The sequence below is a fragment of the Nonomuraea sp. NPDC049486 genome (assembly GCF_040676925.1).
GTDB lineage: Bacteria > Actinomycetota > Actinomycetes > Streptosporangiales > Streptosporangiaceae > Nonomuraea > Nonomuraea ferruginea.
Map to the genome: position 1 here is coordinate 37,022 of NZ_JBFAPV010000029.1, position 18,187 is coordinate 55,208.

An 18,187-nucleotide genomic window follows, 5' to 3' on the forward strand; every position below is an offset into this window, starting at 1 on the left:
GTACCGCCCTTACGTCCGAGGTACCAGGGCCAGTGGACGTATCGGTGAGCCGGTGCCGCCGAGGATGGGAAGCGGCGCGGCGATGAAGAAGAACTCCCAGGCCTCGCGCTCGCTGAGAGGTGCGAGGTTCATCGCCTCCATGATCGGCGCACCGTGGTCCACCAGCAGATGACAGTGGACCGGCAACGTCGCCGCCGGCATCTTCTCGTAGGCGACGGTGTCGGTTCCGGAGGCGATGATCCCATGGCTGGTCAGCCATTCCGCCCCGGTGAGCGTGACCCCTGGGGCTCCGGTCGACGTGCCGAGGAAGGTGGCGTTGTCGTCCCAGTGCCGGTCCCAGCCCGTCCTGATCAGGACGACCGAGCCGGGCGCCGGCAGCGGGCGGGTCCGGAACCAGGCGTCGAGCAGGTCGGCGTCCACCCCGTCATCGGGGGTGAGGTCCCGCCCCAGCGCGACGGTGGCGTCCACGAGGTGGCCCGGCGCCAGGACCGGGGGCATCTCGTGGACGGAGTGCACGGCGACGCCGTCGGCGTACGACTGGTTCTCGGTCACGTCGAGGCCGCCGTAGATCCTGCCGAACCTGGAGACGTGCGCGAAGCCGTCCATGTGCGTGCCCACGTGACCGCCCGTGGTGATCATCTCGGCGGCGGCGGAGACGCCGTCGGGATACATCACCTCTCCATGCCGCTTGGTGAGGGTGAAGGAGTAGGGCGGGTGGTTGGGGTGGTGCGGGATGCCGGTGTGGAGCCGATGGGCCAGGTCGTACACGGTCGACGGGCCCGGCTCCGGCCATGGGACGTCGAGCGTCCAGTGGTCGGTGAATGTCACCGGCTCGCCTCCTCGGCCTCGGCCTTGATGAACCGCCCGAGCACGAGCCGCTGGATCTCCGACGTGCCTTCGTAGATCTCCAGGATGCGCTGGTCCCGGTACAGCCGTTCGGCGGGGCACGGCCTGCAGTAGCCGGCGCCGCCGTAGATCTGCACCGCCAGGTCGACGCTGCGGTGCGCCGCCTCGCTCGCGTAGAGCTTGGCCATCGCGCCGAGCACGCTGACGTTCTCTCCCCTGTCGTACGCGCGCGCGGCCTCGACGGTGATCATGCGTGCCGCGGTGAGCTCGGTAGCGACGTCGGCGAGCGGGAAGGAGATGCCCTGGTTGTCGATGACGGGCTTGCCGAAGGTCTGCCTGCGGCAGGCCTCCCTGCTGCCGGCGTCGTATCCGGCCAGGCCGACGCCGACCGACTGGGCGGCCACGGAGATCCGCCCCGCGTCCAGCGTCCGCATGGCGAGACGCATCCCGCGGTTCGGCTCGCCGAGGACGGCGTCGTCGCCGACGACCGTGTCCAGCTTGAGGTTGCTGGTCAGGGTGCCGCGGATGCCCATCTTGTCCTCGTAGCGGTCGATCACCACGCCGTCGGCGTCCTTGTCGACCAGGAAGGCGGTGATCCCGCGCGTGCCCGCTTCCGGGTCCGTCAGCGCGAACACGATGTAGGACTGGGAGGCCCCGCCGTTCCCGATGAAGATCTTCTCTCCGCGCAGGCGCCAGTGGTCGCCCTCGCGGACCGCGGTCGTCCTGATGCCCGCGGCGTCGCTCCCCGCGCCCTCCTCACTGAGCGCGAAACTGACCGCCTTGCCCGCCGCCAGGCCGCCGAGGTGTTCGGCCTTCTGCCGGTCGGTGCCGGCGAGCAGGAGCGGCGTGCCTCCCAGGGCGTACGCCGCCAGGATCGACCCGGTGGAGGTGCAACCACGCGAGACCGTCTCGATGACGGCACAGGTGGTCTCCAGGTCGGCGCCCTGCCCGCCGTACTCCCGGGGCACGAACAGGCCCGCGAGGCCGGACTCGACCAGTCTCTCCACGCTCTCCCACGGATAGCGCTGGTCGCGGTCGAGCTCTTCGGCCAGGGGGGCGAAGTGGTCCTCGGTGAGCCGGGCGGCGAGATCGACCCATCTCCGCCGTTCCCCGTCGAGCTCCGGTTGCCAGATGACCGCCACGGACACTCCTAACATACTACTGAGTAGGTTGGTTCGAGGATAGACCCGTGCCCGCCGGGCGGGAGGTTCCGTCCGGCGGGCAGGGGGCTAGGCCAGCGCGTCGAGCCCGGCCTGGGCGACCGTCATGTCCTGGCTGTAGTGGCCGCCGCTGACGCCGATGGCGCCGATGACCTGGCCGTCGGCCGTGATCGGGAAGCCGCCGCCGAAGACGACGAGGCGGTCGATGCCGGCGGGGGCGCCGATCGCCAACGGACCGTCGTCCTTGATGAAGTCGTACCAGCCGTCCGTGGGCATCCCGAAGCCCGCGGCCGTGTACGCCTTGTCCTTCGCCACCTGGACGGAGAGCAGGGCGGCGCCGTCCATGCGGGCGAAGGCCTTGAGCACGCCGCTCTCGTCCACCACCGCCACCACCATGGCGAGACCCTGCTCACGGGCCTTCTCCACGGCGGCCGCGACGGCTCGCTGCGCGTCCTCGTAACTGATCGACGGCTTGTTGATGGGTTGCATCGTCGGGTCTCCTTTTCTGAATAGTCGTCAGATGACGCCGTCTGCGCGCAGGCCGGCCAGCTCTTCTGGGTCAATTCCGGCGAACCGGGACAGCACCGCCTCATTGTGCTCGCCCATTTCGGGGCCGAGCGAGCGGATCCCTCCGGGGGTGGCGGAAAGCCGGGGGAAGACGTTCTGCATGGGGAACTCGCCGAATTCCGGGTGCGGGAGGCGGACGATGGCCTCGCGCGCGGCGAAGTGCTCGTCGGCGAACATGTCGCGGGCCGTGTAGATGCGGCCCGCCGGCACCCCGTGCTCGTGGAGGTGGTCGAGCAGCGCGTCGGCCGGCATGGTCGAGCACCAGTCCGCGATGATCTGGTCGAGCCGCTCCTGGTTCAGGCCCCGGCCGCCGTGCGTGGCGAAGTCCGGATCGGCGGCGAGCTCGGGACGGCCCATGGCCTGGGCGAGCCTGCCGAAGACGGTGTCCTGGTTGGCGGCGATCAGGACCATGTCGTCGTCCTTGGTGCGGTACGCGTTGCTCGGCGCGACGTTGGGCAGGATCGACCCGGTCCGCTCGCGGGTGTAGCCGCCGATCGCGTACTCGGGCACGGTCGACTCCATCAGGGCCAGGACCGCCTCGTAGATGGCGCTGTCGACGATCTGTCCCCGCCCGGTCGTCTCGGCCACGCGCAGCGCCCCCATGCACCCGAGCGCCGCGAAGGTGCCGGCCAGCGCGTCGCCGAGGCTGATCCCGACCCGGCTGGGCAGGGCCTTCGGATCGCCGGTGACGTGGCGGATGCCGCCCATGGCCTCACCGATGGAGCCGTATCCGGCCCGGCCGGCATAGGGACCGTCCTGGCCGTACGCCGACACCCTGACGATCACCAGGCGGGGGTTGATCGCCCAGAGCGTCCCGGGGCTGAGCCCCCACTTCTCCAGGGTTCCCGGGCGGAAGTTCTCGATCAGGACGTCCGCGTCGGCGATCAGCTTACGGAAGACCGCCTGGCCCTTCTCCACCCGCAGGTTGCAGGTCACGGACTGCTTGTTCCTGCCCAGGATGGGAAACCAGAGCGACTTGCCGTGCGGACGCTCGCGCCCCCACTGCCGCATCGGGTCGCCTTTGGCGGGGTCCTCCACCTTGATGACCTCCGCTCCGAGATCACCGAGGAGCTGACCGCAGTACGGACCGGCGACCAGGACACCCGTCTCGATGACGCGTACCCCGGTCAACGGCCCCTGCGAGAACGCTTCCATGTGATTCATGCACCTTTCTCCATGCGGTCCGGCCCTCATCCGGTCGCGGGCTGGGCGATCAGCGGCCGTCGCACGCGTCCGCGGACCAGGTCGAGAGAGACCGCTCCGATGAGGGTGAGCCCGAGCAGCACGTCGGTCAGCGGCAGGGGCAGCCCGCGCAGCCGGAAGATGTTCCTGATCAGCTCCAGCGCGAACAGGCACACCAGGCCGGACAGGGCGCTGCCCCGCCCTCCTCCGGCGAGCCGGTAACCCGAGATGAGCAGGGCGCCGTACACGAGCAGCTCGACGCCCTCCCCGAGGTTGACCGCGGACGCGCCGGTCCGCATGACCTGGAGCGAGCCGGCCAGCGCGGCCACCAGGGCGACGACCACGAACAGCCACATCCGCATGCGGTTGGCCGGGATCCCGGCACGCCGGGCCGCGACGTCGTCGCCGCCGACCGCCCGCAGGTGGTTGCCCCAGCGGGTGTACCTGATGATCCAGCCGACGAGCACGGCCAGGACGACCACGCCGACCAGAACGACGGGGACGGGGCCGATGGCGGTCTTCAGCGCCGCGCTCAGCTCCGGCGTGTAGGCGGCCACCGAGCTGCCGCCGCTGATCACGCTGACCAGGCCGCGGGCCGCCACCAGCATGCCGAGGGTCGCGATCAGGGGCCAGATGTGGAACCGCACCGAGAGCACGCTGTTGAAGAGGCCGACGGCGACCCCCGCCGCCGCGGCGGCGGCGACCCCGGCGAGCGGTGACTCCGAGAGCTGGAGCACCGTGGCGTACACGACGCCCCCCAGCCCGAGCACGGACCCGAGACTCAGGTCCGCGACCCCTCCCGTCATGGCCAGGCAGGCCGCGAGAAGGATGATGGCCGGAGCCATGATCCCGCTCGACACGCTGGCCAGGTTGGCGACCGACAGGAAGCTGGGGGCGAACACGATCCCGCACACGATCACGATCGCGAGGAAGGCGAGACTCGTGGCCATGGGGCTCAGCAACGCGGTCGCCGAAGGTTTCGGGCGGCTGGTCAAGGTTCTCACCTCTTCTTCTCGCGCAATGAGTTGACGGCCAGGGCGACGGCCAGGACGAGGCCTTCGATGACGGGCTGCCAGCTCGACGACACGCCCCAGGTGACGATGGCCGTCGGCAGCGTGCTCAGCAGGAGCAGCGACGCGAACACGCCGCTGAACCGCCCGCGCCCGCCGGTCAGGGCCATGCCGCCGAGCAGCAGGATCGAGATGACCCTGAACTCGGTGCCAGCGGTGAGGCTGGACTGCACGATGTCGCCCTGGGAGGCGAGCACCAGCCCGGCGATGCCCGCGCAGAGCCCGCACAGGACGAACGCGACGCCCTGGACGCGCCGCGGGCTGATGCCACGGGCCCGCGCGGCCTGGGCGTTGCCGCCCACCGCGACGAGATGCCGGCCGGGACGCGTGCTCCTGATCACCAGGCCGACGATCGTGAAGACCACCAGCATCACCCAGAAGACCCTGGGGACGCCGAGCCACGCTCCGGCGGCCTGCTGGCGCAGGAAGGAGTCGCGCGGGATGGCGACGAAGTCCACGAAGATCCGGGTGACCCCGCTGACCAGGAACATCATGCCCAGGGTCGCCACGATCGGATGGATGCCCAGCCACAGCACGAGCCAGGCGTTGGCGGCTCCGATCAGCACCCCGAACAGCACCGCGACCAGCATCGCGGGCGGGAACGACCAGCCCTCGACGAGAAGCTGCGCCACGATCAGCGCGGAGGTGACGGCGGTGACCCCGACGGAGAGGTCGAACTCGGCACCGGACATCATGACGATGCCGACGCCGGTCACCATGATCCCGACAAAGGCCATGTTGAACGCCACGGCCACGACCGTCTGGCCGGACAGGAAGCCGGGGGCCCGCAGGCCGGTCGCCACGACGAGCGCCAGCCAGGTGAGCAGCAGCACCAGCGTGGTGGCGCCACGCCCCCGGGGGGCGAGGGCCGAGACCCTCGCCCACCGGTTCGTCAGTGCGATGCCTGAAGTCGACATTGGTCCGGCTAACCCTTGAGCCCGTACGTCTCCACGCCCTCGGGGCAGTACTTCTCGGCGGCCGAGGCCGAGCCGGCGTCGCCCGCGTACAGCTCCTCGATCCTCTGGTCCAGGCTGGGAATGCTCTTCACCTGGTCGTTGGGGAACTGGCACGCCGGGTTGAAGTGCGCCTTCGGGTCGGTCGGGGAGTCGACGACCGCGGGAGCCTCACCTGCGACGATCTTGTCGAGGAGCTTGAAGATCTCCTTCGCGTATCCCTCGTACCAGAAGGCGGTCGAACCACCCAGGCCGGGAGTGTCCACCCCGAACAGCATGAGGTCGGCGCCCAGCCCGTAGCCGAACACGTTGCCGGCCCGGCCCAGCTGCTCGGCGGCGTTGATGGTGCCGATCACCATGTTGTCGTTGCCGCCCAGGGCGAGGATGTTCTTGGCGTCCGGCTTGGAGACCAGGATGTCGCGGGCGACGCCCTGGGCGCCGTCCGGCGTGGTCGGTGAGTTGCGCCGCTGGATCACGTCGTCGGGAAGGTCGGGGCACGCCTCCTTGAGGCCCTTGAGAATGCCCTCGGTGCGCAGCAGCGCCACGTCACCGGAGGCTTCGTTCTCCAGCAGGGTCACCAGGTCGGGCTTGCAGTCCCAGTTCTCCTTGGCGTGGTTGCCGCCCGCGAGCCCGCTGAGCCGCCCGGCCTCGACGTTGTTGATGCCGAAGAAGTGCGCGCCGGGGTGGGCGATGTCGATCGCGATGACCGGGATGTTCGCGGCGTTGAACGTGTCCATGAGCTGGGGGGCGACCTTGCCGTCACCCTGGAACTCCACCGCGTGCGTCACGCCCTGGGCGACCATCGTCTCCGCGTTGGAGACGGCGGTGGGCCCGTCCCGGTCGTTGTTGAGGACCACCAGGTCCCAGCTCCGCTTCTCGGCTTCCTTGCGCATGCCGGTGTCGAGCGCCTTCAGCACCGGGCTCTCCGGCTCGGCGAAGTTGGCGAAGCCGATGAACACCTTCTTGTCCGCGGCGGACTCCCCCGCGGCCGGCTCGGCGGTGTCCGTGGAGCCGCCACAGGCCGCGACCGCGGCGGTGAGCGACATGATGGCCACGGCCTTCAGCGGCCAGCGTCGTAGTCTGGACGTTGACATTTCGTACTCCGATCTCGCCCACACCAGGTGGGATTCGACGAGGTTTCCCCGATCTCGGTGCCGCTCAGGACACCTCTGATCCCCCGGTGATGAGTCCGACGATGTCGTTGGCCACGACATCGCGGATGTGCCGTTCGCCCACCGTCCGGCCCTGGCGCATCACGGTCACCCGATCCGCCACCTTGAACACGTGCTCCAGGTTGTGGGAGATCATGAGCACGGACACGTCCTGTGACTTCAGGGCCGAGATGATCTCCAGGACGCCCTCCGACTCCTGGACCCCCAGGGCCGCGGTGGGCTCGTCGAGCATGACGATGTTCTTGCCCCAGAGCATCGCGCGCGCCACGGCGAGCGCCTGGCGCTGACCTCCCGACATCGCGGACACGGAGTCCGCGAGCGACGGGATCTTCGCACCGATCCCGGCCAGCGCCTGACCGGCGTCGTCCGCCATGCGGCGGCGGTCCACGAGCTTGAAGAGCCGGCCGAGCGGCCCGGCCTTGACGGGCTCCCGTCCCAGGAAGACGTTCTCGCTGGCCGACATGGAGTCGACGAGGGCGAGATCTTGGTAGACGGTCTCGATGCCGGCCCTGAGCGCGTCGCCGGGGCCGGCGAAGCGCCTGGGCTCGCCGTTGATCAGGATTTCCCCGGAGTCGGGGACGACCACGCCGGCGATGGACTTCACCAGGGTCGACTTGCCGGCCCCGTTGTCGCCCATCAGGGCCATCACCTCACCACGACGCAGGTGCAGGGACGCTCCCGCCAGCGCCGCCACGGCCCCGAAGTTCTTCCTGAGATCCGTCGCGACGAGCACGGACGTGCTGTCGGGCCTGCCGCCGGACCGGGCATCGTCCTGCAGCGTTGCGGGGGATGCTGCTGTGTCGCCGTTCATAGGGCCTGAGTATCGGCCGAATCGTATGCAATCTGTCAAGGGGCAACCGGAACATTACTCCCTGGAGCAAGATGCTGAAAGGTCTAGTCCACGGCTTCGGACATCAATCTCTGATCATTGATACGAGATATCATCGCAGGTCACAGGCATTGCCTGCGTTGAATGACGGCAACAAGAAGGGCTGTCAGAGTCGGACCCGTCTGTCGGGACGTCTTGACGCCTCCGGAGGGTCGAGCCTAGATTGCACACACTTCACGAGGTGGACCGTTACAGGCGCCACACCCGTAGCCAACGCTGGAGGTTCCATGATCGGCGACATGCTCGTCATCGATGCCGTTGTCCACGGATACGACTTCCGGCCGGAGAACCGGAACCCGAACTGCCCGCAGGCTTCGTACGACGGCATGGTCGACTTCCTCTACCGCGTCGGGCACACGTCCGTGGAGTCGGGCAAGCCCGGCTACCTGATGTCCCGGGACGAGTTCACCGCCGGATGGACGGCCGAGGAGCTCGCCGAGATCGTCTTCGTGGAGAGCGACGTGGACGTCCTGTACTACCACGGCGTCGAGATCGACGGATTCTTCTCCGGCGGCGCCTCGCCCTACGAGCTGGGCAAGGCGCTCAAGCGCGCCTACCCCGGCCGGGTCCAGCTCTACGCCCCCGTGGACCCGCTGCGCGGGCCGGCGGAGCTGGAGCTGATGGAGCAGCGCATCCGCGAGGACGACATCGACGGACTGAAGTTCTATCCCACGAACGGCGTCATCGATCCGGAGATCAGCTCCTCGAAGCTCACCCTGCTCAACGACCGCGAGCTGGTGTTCCCGTACCTGGAGAAGGCGCGTGAACTCGGCATGCGGCGCATCGCGATCCACAAGGCGGTGCCGGCCGGGGCGGGTCCGCGGGTGCTCAACCACGTGGACGACGTGACCACGGCGGCCATCGCGTTCCCCGACATGACCTTCGAGGTCGTGCACAGCGGCTGGGCCTTCCTGGAGGACTGCGCCCTGCAACTGCGCTCGCACGGCAACATCTACGCGACCATCGAGTCGGTCTCCAACATGATCGTGCGCAAGCCCCGGAAGTTCGCCGAGATCATCGGCACCCTCATGGCGCACGGCGGAACCGACCGGATCCTGTTCGCCACCGGGGTCCCGTCGGCGCACCCGCAGCCCATCGTCGAGGCGCTGCGCGACTTCACCATGCCGGAGGACCTGGTCGAGGGCTGGGGCTTCCCCGAACTCACCGACGAGATCAAGGCCAAGCTCCTCGGCGGCAACGCCGCCCGCCTGCACGGCCTGGACCCGGCGGAGGTCAAGCAGAGGATCAGCACGGACGGGATCGCCGAGCGGCGCGCCGCCTACCTCGCCGAAGGCGAGCGCCCGTGGAAGCTGCACCGGGAACGGCTGGCCGCCTGACGCCCGGTTCTCTCAAGGAGGTGGAGATGGAAGCCGAACAGCAGGATCTGGTGGCCCGGGTCCTCGACGCGTGCAACGCGGTCCAGGACCCGTGCAGCCTCGGGGTCGGGCAGCCGATGGGGATCGTCGACATGGGCCTGGTCGAGTCCGTGGAGGTGCGGAACGCGGCCGACGGCCGTGCCGTGGGGGTCGCTCTCAAGCTCATCACGACCGCTCCGATGTGCATGTACAGTCCTTATTTCGAACAGAGTGTCCGCCGCGAGCTGGCCAGCGAGCTGCCCCAGCTGGAGGATGTCGCCATCACCTGGGGCGACAGCACGGAGTGGGACGAGAGCCGTATGACACCGGCCGGCAGAGAAAGGCTGGTGGCCAACCGGAAATCCGTCCTGTTGCCGGTCGAAGTCGTACGGACACGGCACGCCGCCGTCCGATGAGCCGTCCGGTCTTGGCCCCCGTGGCGGTCACCTGTCCCCCGCTTCCACTGTCCGAACGTGAAGGTTGAGGTGCCGGCGTGGCCAAGGCTGAACGTACCTACGAACTCATCCGCGATCTCCTGCTGGGCTCCGCCTACAAGCCCGGGGACAAGCTCACGGAGGCGAGCCTGGCCAGAGCGGTGGGGGCGAGCCGCACCCCGGTCCGCGAAGCGCTGCGCCGGCTGCACACCGAGGGCTTCATCGAGTGGGAGCACAACATAGGAGCCCGGATCCCCGAGTGGAGCCCGGAGGATCTGTGGGACCTGTTCACGGTGCGGGCCCAGCTAGAAGGAGCCGTCGCCCAGCGGGCCGCGCACCGCATCACCGCCGAGGAGCTCGAACAGCTCCGGGATCTCAGCAGGCGCATGGAGGCGATGGCGGAGCAGGCCGAGCCCGGACACCTCGACCAGATCGCCGAGCTGAACGGCCGGTTCCATCACATCGTCATGAACGCCAGCCGCAACCAGCGGTTGAGCAGCCTGCTCTCGGCCCTGGTGCAGGTCCCCCTCGTCTATCGGACCTTCCGGCAGTACGACAGGGACGCGCTGTCGCGCAGCATGGCCCACCATCGGGAAGTCCTGGTGGCCTTCGCCAACCGCGACGGGGAATGGGCCCAATCCATTATGCAGTCGCATATCTACAGCGCCCGTTCGACATTGACGAACATGGGCCGCGCGAAGAATCCCGACACGGAAAGCGATTGAACTCTTGGGGAACACCCATTCTGTTGACATCGTCGAGGTCGGCCCGCGGGACGGCCTGCAGAACGAGCCGGAATTGCTCGACACGAGCACGAAGGTCGAATACATCGACCGCCTGATCCGCGCCGGCGCGCGCCGGATCGAGGCGGTGAGTTTCGTCCATCCGAAGCGCGTGCCCCAGATGGCCGACGCCGAGGCGGTGATGGCCGCCGTGCCCAGGCCGGCCGGCGTCTCCTACATCGGCCTGGTGCTCAACCGGCGTGGCCTGGACAGGGCCTTCGCCGCCGGCGTCGACGAGGTCAACTACGTCGTCATCGCCACCGAGACGTTCAGCCTGCGCAACCAGGGCATGGGCGTCGAGGCGTCGCTCGACGCCTGGCACGACATCGCCGCGGCCGCCAGGGCCGCCGGGATCCGGGTCAGCCTCACGGTGTCGGCCGCCTTCGGCTGCCCCTTCGAGGGCGAGGTCCCCGCCGACCGGGTCCTGGAGATCGTCCGGTCGGCGCTCGCCACGCCCGCCGACGAGATCGCGGTCGCGGACACGATCGGCGTCGGGGTGCCGCACCAGGTCCGGGACCTGGCGGCCCGGGTCGCGGAGGCCGCTCCCGGCGTGCCGCTGCGCATGCATTTCCACAACACCCGCAACACCGGGTACGCCAACGCCCTGGCGGCGGTGGAGAGCGGGGTGCGCACCCTCGACGCGAGTGCGGGCGGGATCGGCGGCTGCCCCTTCGCCCCCGCCGCCACCGGCAACATCGCCACCGAGGACCTGCTGTACACGCTGCACCGCAGCGGCATGCGGACCGGCCTCGACCTCGAAGCGACCGCCGCGACGGGCACCTGGATCTGCGAGCGGCTGGGGAAGACGCAACCGCCCGCGATGCTGGGCCGAGCCGGCGACTTCCCGGCCGGGGCGCGTTAGCACCGCGCCGGCCCGCTCTCCTCGCGGAGAACGAGCCGGCGCCCCGGATCAGCGTCCCTGGAACTGAGGGGGCCGCTTCTCCAGGAACGCATCGATGCCCTCCGTCCGGTCAGCCGACGACAGGGCCACCATGAGCTGGGACCGCTCGAGATCCAGCCCGGCGGAGACGCCGATCTCCTCGGAGGCGCGCAGCGCCGACTTGGCGAGCAGACCGGCCACGGGGCTGTGCCGGGCGGCCTCCTCCGCCATCGCCACACCGGCCTCCACCACGCACTCCGCCGGCACGACCCTGTTGACCAGGCCCATCCGCTTGGCGGTCCACGCGTCGACGGTCTTACCGAGAAGCACGAGCTCGGCGGCCTCGAACCGGCCGGCCACCCGGGCCCACCGCTGCGTCCCCCCGGCGCCCGGGATGAGCCCGAGACGGATCTCGGGCTGGCCGAACACGGCCGAGTCGGCGGCCACGACGAAGTCGCAGCTCAAGGCCACCTCACAGCCGCCGCCGAGGACGTATCCGGCGACGGCGGCGACCAGCGGCTTCTTGAAGGCGGCGATCCTGGGCCAGGCCTTCTGACGCTCCGCACGCAGGTAGTCGGCGGGGGTGGTGTCCCGGAGCTCACGCAGGTCCGCCCCGGAGGCGAACAGCTTGGTGCCGCCGGTCAGCACGACGGCGCGGACCGAGGACTCGCCCTCCGCCCAGTCGAGCGCCTCCACCACGCCTTTCAGCATTTCCGAACTCAGCGCGTTGCGTTGCCGGGGGCGGTTCAGCGTGACAATCGCCACGTGTTTCCGCTGTTCGATCAGAATGGGCTCGTCCGCCATGAATTCCTCCAGGACTAGGCGTTCTTATTTCGACATACTACTGGGTAGGTTGCACATTATCCCGCTCACCGAGCGGCCGCGACGGAAAACTCCGGTGGACAGCTCCGGCGGGAATGCGCTGCAGTTGACCCATGAGGCGCTGGGGACGGGAAACGGCCGGGATGGCCCTGCTGGTCGCGGCCGGGACGACGGCCATGGCCGCGCTGCCGGTGAAACAGCTCGGCGCACCGGAGGTGGCCCCGTACGTCCCAATCTGGGGCGTACTCGTCCTGACAGCCGTGGTGCTGGCGGCGACCGGCCTGGGCCTGACGGTGGGCGGGCGCCGGCGGCATGGACGTGCCGAGCTGCGCGTCCTGTCGTGGTCATGGGCGCTGACCGGCGTCGTGCTCATCGTCGTGTCCATGTGGAGCTCCACCGCGGTGCTGCTGGCTCTGGCCGACACCGCGCCGGACCCCGCCAGACGGGTCGAGCTGCGGCTGGACGCGGTCAAGACCGGCCTGACCGTGGGCGCCGGCGCCGCCGGTCTGGTCGCGCTGCTGCTGGGGGTGCGTCGTCAGTGGCTGGGCGAGCGCACCCAGGCCCACCAGGAGTACGACGCGACCGAGAAGCGCGTGACCGAGCTGTACACCAAGGCCGCCGACCAACTCGGGCACGACAAGGCCGCGGTGCGACTGGCCGGGCTGTACGCCCTGGAACGCGTCGCGCAGCACCATGCCGAACACCGGCAGACGATCGTGGACGTGATCTGCGCCTACCTGCGCATGCCTCCCACACTCGTCGGCCCCGCGCCCACCGGCGATCGGGAACAGGAGCTCCGGGCGCTCGTCGATCCTCAGGAGCTGCAGGTCCGCATCGCGGCCCAGCGGATCCTCCGCGACCATCTGCGCTGGAGCCGGTCCGAGCCGTCACCGCCCGCCGCCTTCTGGCCCGGCATCGACCTCGACCTCACCGGCGCGTGGCTGGTGAAACTGGACCTGACCGACTGCCGGATGCGTCTGGCCGGATTCGGCAGCGCCACCTTCGAAGGGTTCGCCCGCTTCGACCGGGCCACCTTCCACGGCAGGACCATGTTCGCGGGCGCCGTCTTCACCGGCACGGCCGACTGGGAGACCGCCAACTACAAGGCGTGCTTCCAGGAGGCGCTGTTCGAGGGTAAAACGGTGTTCCGGGAAACCGTCTTCAGCCAGCGGGCCGACTTCCGGGGCACGACCTTCGCGGGCACCACGATCTTCGATCAGGCCGTCTTCAAAGGGCTGGCCGCCTTCCGCCGTACCCGGTTCACGGCCGAGGCGCTGTTCGGCGGGGTCACGTTCGCCGGCGAGGCGGTCTTCCGGGAGGCGCTGTTCGCCGGGCCCGCCTCCTTCAGGGACGCCGCCTTCGCCGCCGCGCACGCGTTCTGGGACGCCCGGGTGGAAGCCGCTCCCGGCGTGTCGCGCAGCTGGCCCCCGGGCTGGCGTGAGCTCCCCGATCCCGACGGCTCCGCCCGTCTCGTCGACGACGCCGTTCCCGATGAGACGGCGTCGGACCGGCACGACCCGTCCGCGCCGGTGAGCTGATGGGTCGTGTGGAGCCCGCCGGCCGGGTGCCGGCGGGCTCACCGTCGGTCAGCCGAGCGGGATGACCGGTTCGGTGGAACGGGTGGCGTAGAAGCAGCCCGTGGTGGGCAGGCTGCTCGCCGCCGGCGGCGTGGCGCCGTCGTAGACGGCCAGCAGGAAGTTCTGCGGGCACCGCCTGGTGCTGCCGGTACGGATGCCGAAGTGCAGGTGCGGACCGGTCGAGTTGCCGGTGTTGCCGGTCAGCCCGATCTGCTGCCCGGGGGCGACGGCCGCGCCGTTGGAGACCGACCACGACGAGAAGTGGCAGTACGTGTAGATGGCCCCGTCGGTTCCGGTCAGGTTGATGCCGCGCCCGCACGAGCTGTCGTCGATGACCGTCACCGTGCCCGCGCGCACCGCGTACGCCGGGGTGCCGGTCCAGACCGGGAGGTCGATCGCGGGATAGTCGTGGTGCGGGTCGTCGTACTCGCTCCGGGGCAGCGCGCTCCGGGGGACGGGCAGCGAGAACGCGACCGCTCCGGTCGAGGAGGTGATCCGGACGGCGTCGGCGACGACGTAGCCGGGCTGGCTGGTCCAGCGGCTGACGCCGACCACGTTGTAGTCGCCGGCGGCCAGGGTGAAGGTGCCGAGGCTGACCCAGCGGCCGCCGTTGGCGCGCTGGTCGACGACCACGCTGCGGGTGCCGCCTGTGGTCGCCACCATGAACGGGGTGGCGCTGTTGTAGCCGGCGTCCGCCGGATACCAGACCTCGACCAGGTGGGCCCCGGCCTCGGCGATCGACGCCTTGAACCAGGCGGCGTCGCTCGTGACGGTGTTCGGTGCCGCGAACCGGTAGTCCGCGCCGTGCCGCTGGGCGGACCATGCCGACGTGCCCCAGTCGGGGCCTGCGGTGAACCGTCCGGCGGTGGCGTTGTCGACCGTGGTGGTCGCGGCCGCCGCGGGGTCCGCCGGGCCGAGCAGGACCAGAGAGGCCGCCACGACGGTGGATAACCAGCGGGTGATGATTCTCATGGGCTGTTCCCTTGGGGGGTAGAGGGAATGACAGGTGAAAGTATTCAACCAACATGGAATCGTCAATGAAAGATATCTCCATCAACCGGTTGCTCAGCCCGAGGTCAGCGGCCGGAGTTACGGGAGGTTCGGGCGCGGCTCAGCGTGGCAGAGTCGAGATAGCCACTCGCCCGTCAACCTATGATCTTTTCATGTGATATCTGCCAGATTGTCGGAAAGGCCTTCATGATTCACCCCCTCAGCCGGCGGTCCGCCCTGCTGGGCGCCGCGGCCGTGACCGGTCTCGCCCTCGGGGACAGACCGGCCGAGGCGGTCGGGAGGGCCGCGTTCGACGCCGCGCGTGAGCGCTGGGTGGACCTGCTGGCCGGCGGGACGTACCACGCCGCCCACGCCGACAAGACGCGGGCGGTCGAGGGCTCGGCCCACGCGGTGCTGCGCAAGCTGAGGCCCGACCACGATCGGCCGAGCCTGTGGCCGGACCTGCCGCTGGACGACCCCCGGACGGGCGACTTCAACCGCGCCTACAACCGGATGCGCACCCTGGCGCTGGGCTGGGCCACGCCGGGCACCGCCATGCACCGGGACGAGCAGGTCGCCGAGACGGCGGCCAGGGCGCTGGACTTCCTGTACGAGCACGCCTACCACGAGAAGCTCGACCCGCGGGGCAGCAACTGGTACTGGTGGGAGATCGGCGTGCCCCGCTCGCTGACCGACACCTGCGCGCTGATGTACGACGGCCTGCCCCAGGATCGCCTCGAACGCTGGCTGCGCCCGTTACGCCGCTGGTGCCCCGACCCGGAGCGGCGCGTCAGTCACCCCGGGGTGGTCGAGACCGGCGCCAACCGGGCGAGCAAGGCCATGGCCGTGGCGATGCGGGGACTGCTGACCCACGACGCCCGCCTCGTCAAGCGGGCCAAGGACGCGGTCTCCGACCTGCTGCGGACGACCAGGGGCCCGGGCGACGGCTTCCACCGCGACGGCTCGTTCATCCAGCACGACGTGTACCCCTACACCGGCAGCTACGGCGTCGACTACCTGGAGAGCGTGGCCAAACTGATCGCCATGCTCGCCGGCTCGCCCTGGGCGATCCCCGACAGCGGGAAGGTCCACGACATCGTGGACCGCTCCTTCGTCCCGTTCGTCTTCGACGGGCTGATGATGGACTGCGTACGCGGCCGGGCCATCTCGCGCCAGGGCCACCGCGACTACCACGCGGGGCAGAGGACGGTCGAGGCCATCCTCACCCTGCTGGAGGCGGCGCCCGAGCGCCATGCCAGGCGCTGGCGGCCGATGGTGAAGGGCTGGCTCACCCGCAACCAGGCCGTCCCGTACGAGACGCTCGCGCCGCCGGCGAGCATCGCGAAGGCCAGGGCCCTGCTGGAGGACCCGTCCGTGCCGGTCGGCCCGCGCACGACGGGCACGTACGTCTTCCCCGACATGGACCGGGTCGTGCACCGCCGCCCCACCTGGGCCTTCGCGATCGCGATGAGCTCGGAGCGGATCGGCGCGGCCGAGGCCATGAACCGGGAGAACCTGCGCGGCTGGTACACCGGCGACGGCATGACGTACCTCTACACCGACGACCTCACCCACTGGAACGACGACCTGTGGCCCACGATCGACCCGTACCGGCTGCCGGGCACCACGGTCGACCGCCGCAGGCGCGCCGACCTCCGGCACGGCGAGCGCCGCCTGCCGCCCACCCCGTGGGCCGGTGGCGTGGCGCTCGACGGCGGGTACGGCGTGGCGGCCATGAAGCTGGTCGCCGGCGGCTCGTCGCTGCGGGCCAAGAAGGCGTGGTTCCTGCTCGACGACGCGGTGATCGCGCTCGGCGCCGGCATCACCGCCTCCGACGGCCGCCGCGTCGAGACCGTGGTGGAGAACCGCAACACGCACGACTGCCACCCCGCGCTGACCCGGGGCGACGACTGGATCCATCTGTCCGGCGTGGGCGGCTACGCGCTGCTCGACGGCACCGCCCCGAAGCTGGTCCGCGAGAAGCGCACCGGCCGCTGGCGCGACATCGACAAGGGCGCCACCACCGGAGGCGACACCACCCGCGTCACCAGGCACTACACGACGATCCTCGTCGACCACGGCATCGACCCGCGCAAGGCGCGCTACGCCTACGCCGTGCTGCCCGGCGCCTCCTTCGCCCGGACCTCGACCTACCGCGAGGAGGTCGAGATCCTCGCCAACAACGGAACGGCGCAGGCGATCTCCCGCGACGGCCTGCTCGCCGCCGTCTTCTGGCGCGCGGGGACCGTGAAGACGCCGGACGGGCCGCTCGCCGCCGACGGCCCGTGCGCGCTGCTGGTCCACCGCGACGGCGGGCGGGCCAGGCTCGCGGTCTCCGACCCGTCCAGGACCGCCGGCGAGGTGAAGATCACGCTGCCCTGGGCGGTGAAGTCGCTCGGGGAACGCGACCGCGGCGTCCGCAGAGCCAAACGGGCGATCAAGATCGAGCTGGACGGCACCCGCGGGCGCACCCGCACCGCGGTGCTGCGGGTCTGATCCCTCGCCTGGACTGAGCACTTTTCATCCTGAGTAGCGGCCTTCCTCGATGAGCTGCAGGACGAGGATGGCCTGCACGATCGTAGTGGCGCGGTGTGGGCAGCAGCGCAGGCGGGACAGGACTTTCCAGGTTTTCAAAGTGGCAACGGCGCGTTCCCCGCAGGCGCGGATGCGGGCGTGTGCGCGGTTGACCGAGCGCTGATGGCGTGACAGTGGCGGCCGCAGCCGGTGGCCTTTGAACGGGGTGCGGATGCTGCCGCCCGCGCCTTGATATCCCTTGTCGGCGAAGGTCTTCACTCCTGCGGCGGTGAGCGCGTCGATCAGGCCGGCGGCGCGGGCGGCGGTCAGGTCGTGCGTGGCACCGGGCAACGCGGGTGAGGCCCAGACGATCCGGCCGGCCGGATCGGCCAGGACCTGCACGTTCACGCCGTGGCGTCGGTGTTTTCCGGAGTAGTACGGCCGTTCGTCGGCCAGCCGGTCGATCGGGATCAGGGTGCCGTCCAGGATGGTGTAGGCCAGCCGACCGGCGCGTAAGACGGCGGCGTGGACGTCGTCGGCCAGCATGGCGAGCAGGTCGGCCGCCTCGCGGACGTAGCGCCAGGCGGTGCTGGTGCCGACGTGGAAGCCTGCGGCCAGCCGGGCGTAGGTGTCGCCGTTGCGCAGGTGGGCCAGTACCAGCAGGGCTTGCCGGGACGGGTCCAGGCGTCGCCACCGGCAGCGGCGCTCGGCACGCTGGGCACGGATCAACTCGGCCAGGCGGATCAGGGTGCGATTGGACAGCGGAATCGCGGCACGGTATGACAGCAACGAGGCTCTCCGGTAGAGGCATCGGATCTTGGTCGACTGCTGTCTTACCGGGAGCCTCTTCTCGTGTCGACCGGTCCCGGCGTCGTCCCTGCTGACCAGCGCGATCAGGTTGTAGGGTCGGGAGCTGGCGCAGTGGCGTCTCCTGGCGGTAGGGCCCGGGGCCTGTCTTCCGCCGGTTTCCCGGTCGGCTGTGCTCTCCCCGATG

Annotated in this window: 17 protein-coding genes; 6 read left to right on the forward strand and 11 right to left on the reverse strand. The window is 70.1% G+C overall.

Annotation, left to right across the window (positions count from 1 at the left end; all coding sequences use genetic code 11):
* Nucleotides 1–9: 9 nt before the first annotated feature.
* From AB0K05_RS42985 to AB0K05_RS43020, 8 genes are all read right to left on the reverse strand, one after another.
* Nucleotides 10–828, reverse strand: coding sequence for a cyclase family protein (locus AB0K05_RS42985; RefSeq protein WP_364237388.1), 819 nt, complete (start codon nt 826–828; stop codon nt 10–12).
* Nucleotides 825–1,988: an acyl-CoA dehydrogenase family protein gene (locus AB0K05_RS42990; protein WP_271277251.1), complete on the reverse strand. Its 1,164-nt coding sequence runs from the start codon at nt 1,986–1,988 to the stop codon at nt 825–827. The genes AB0K05_RS42985 and AB0K05_RS42990 overlap by 4 nt, the downstream gene beginning before the upstream one ends.
* A gap of 87 nt (nt 1,989–2,075) precedes the next feature.
* Nucleotides 2,076–2,495 (reverse strand): heme-binding protein, encoded by a 420-nt coding sequence (locus tag AB0K05_RS42995; RefSeq protein WP_148029763.1) that lies wholly within the window; start codon nt 2,493–2,495, stop codon nt 2,076–2,078.
* Nucleotides 2,496–2,522: 27 nt separating this feature from the next.
* The gene (locus AB0K05_RS43000) at nt 2,523–3,737 is read right to left on the reverse strand and encodes a CoA transferase (RefSeq protein WP_364237391.1); all 1,215 of its coding nucleotides are present in this window, start codon (nt 3,735–3,737) and stop codon (nt 2,523–2,525) included.
* A gap of 26 nt (nt 3,738–3,763) precedes the next feature.
* Nucleotides 3,764–4,750 carry an ABC transporter permease gene (locus AB0K05_RS43005; protein WP_364237393.1) on the reverse strand — a complete coding sequence of 329 codons (987 nt, stop codon included), beginning with the start codon at nt 4,748–4,750 and terminating at the stop codon, nt 3,764–3,766.
* Nucleotides 4,751–4,755: 5 nt separating this feature from the next.
* Nucleotides 4,756–5,742 (reverse strand): ABC transporter permease, encoded by a 987-nt coding sequence (locus AB0K05_RS43010; protein WP_364237395.1) that lies wholly within the window; start codon nt 5,740–5,742, stop codon nt 4,756–4,758.
* A gap of 8 nt (nt 5,743–5,750) precedes the next feature.
* Nucleotides 5,751–6,872 carry a substrate-binding domain-containing protein gene (locus AB0K05_RS43015; protein ID WP_148029760.1) on the reverse strand — a complete coding sequence of 374 codons (1,122 nt, stop codon included), beginning with the start codon at nt 6,870–6,872 and terminating at the stop codon, nt 5,751–5,753.
* A 64-nt stretch (nt 6,873–6,936) separates the two neighbouring features.
* Nucleotides 6,937–7,761 (reverse strand): ATP-binding cassette domain-containing protein, encoded by an 825-nt coding sequence (locus AB0K05_RS43020; RefSeq protein ID WP_271277759.1) that lies wholly within the window; start codon nt 7,759–7,761, stop codon nt 6,937–6,939.
* Nucleotides 7,762–8,078: 317 nt separating this feature from the next.
* On the opposite strand from AB0K05_RS43020, the gene AB0K05_RS43025 reads away from it, so the two are divergent.
* From AB0K05_RS43025 to AB0K05_RS43040, 4 genes are all read left to right on the forward strand, one after another.
* Nucleotides 8,079–9,176, forward strand: a complete 1,098-nt coding sequence (locus AB0K05_RS43025) for an amidohydrolase family protein (RefSeq protein ID WP_364237399.1) — start codon at nt 8,079–8,081, stop codon at nt 9,174–9,176.
* 26 nt (nt 9,177–9,202) lie between these two features.
* A complete protein-coding gene (locus AB0K05_RS43030) occupies nt 9,203–9,610 on the forward strand; it encodes a hypothetical protein (RefSeq protein ID WP_148029757.1) in 408 nt (135 codons plus the stop codon).
* Nucleotides 9,611–9,687: 77 nt separating this feature from the next.
* Nucleotides 9,688–10,353: a GntR family transcriptional regulator gene (locus AB0K05_RS43035; protein WP_364237402.1), complete on the forward strand. Its 666-nt coding sequence runs from the start codon at nt 9,688–9,690 to the stop codon at nt 10,351–10,353.
* Between the two features lie 4 nt (nt 10,354–10,357).
* The gene (locus AB0K05_RS43040) at nt 10,358–11,272 is read left to right on the forward strand and encodes a hydroxymethylglutaryl-CoA lyase (RefSeq protein ID WP_364237405.1); all 915 of its coding nucleotides are present in this window, start codon (nt 10,358–10,360) and stop codon (nt 11,270–11,272) included.
* Between the two features lie 48 nt (nt 11,273–11,320).
* On the opposite strand, the gene AB0K05_RS43045 is transcribed toward AB0K05_RS43040, so the two are convergent.
* Nucleotides 11,321–12,094, reverse strand: coding sequence for an enoyl-CoA hydratase-related protein (locus tag AB0K05_RS43045; RefSeq protein WP_364237408.1), 774 nt, complete (start codon nt 12,092–12,094; stop codon nt 11,321–11,323).
* Between the two features lie 131 nt (nt 12,095–12,225).
* Here AB0K05_RS43045 and AB0K05_RS43050 point away from each other — a divergent pair, with 131 nt between their 5' ends.
* A complete protein-coding gene (locus AB0K05_RS43050; protein WP_364237410.1) occupies nt 12,226–13,650 on the forward strand; it encodes a pentapeptide repeat-containing protein in 1,425 nt (474 codons plus the stop codon).
* A gap of 48 nt (nt 13,651–13,698) precedes the next feature.
* Here AB0K05_RS43050 and AB0K05_RS43055 read toward each other — a convergent pair whose 3' ends face one another.
* On the reverse strand, nt 13,699–14,661 hold the full coding sequence (locus tag AB0K05_RS43055) for a peptidoglycan DD-metalloendopeptidase family protein (protein WP_364237413.1): 963 nt from the start codon (nt 14,659–14,661) through the stop codon (nt 13,699–13,701).
* Nucleotides 14,662–14,886: 225 nt separating this feature from the next.
* Here AB0K05_RS43055 and AB0K05_RS43060 point away from each other — a divergent pair, with 225 nt between their 5' ends.
* Complete coding sequence (locus AB0K05_RS43060; RefSeq protein ID WP_364237416.1) at nt 14,887–17,175, forward strand: polysaccharide lyase 8 family protein; 2,289 nt, start codon at nt 14,887–14,889, stop codon at nt 17,173–17,175.
* A gap of 24 nt (nt 17,176–17,199) precedes the next feature.
* Here the strand turns inward: AB0K05_RS43060 and AB0K05_RS43065 are convergent, their stop codons facing one another.
* Nucleotides 17,200–17,982 carry a transposase family protein gene (locus AB0K05_RS43065; protein ID WP_271276006.1) on the reverse strand — a complete coding sequence of 261 codons (783 nt, stop codon included), beginning with the start codon at nt 17,980–17,982 and terminating at the stop codon, nt 17,200–17,202.
* Nucleotides 17,983–18,187 lie beyond the last annotated feature (205 nt).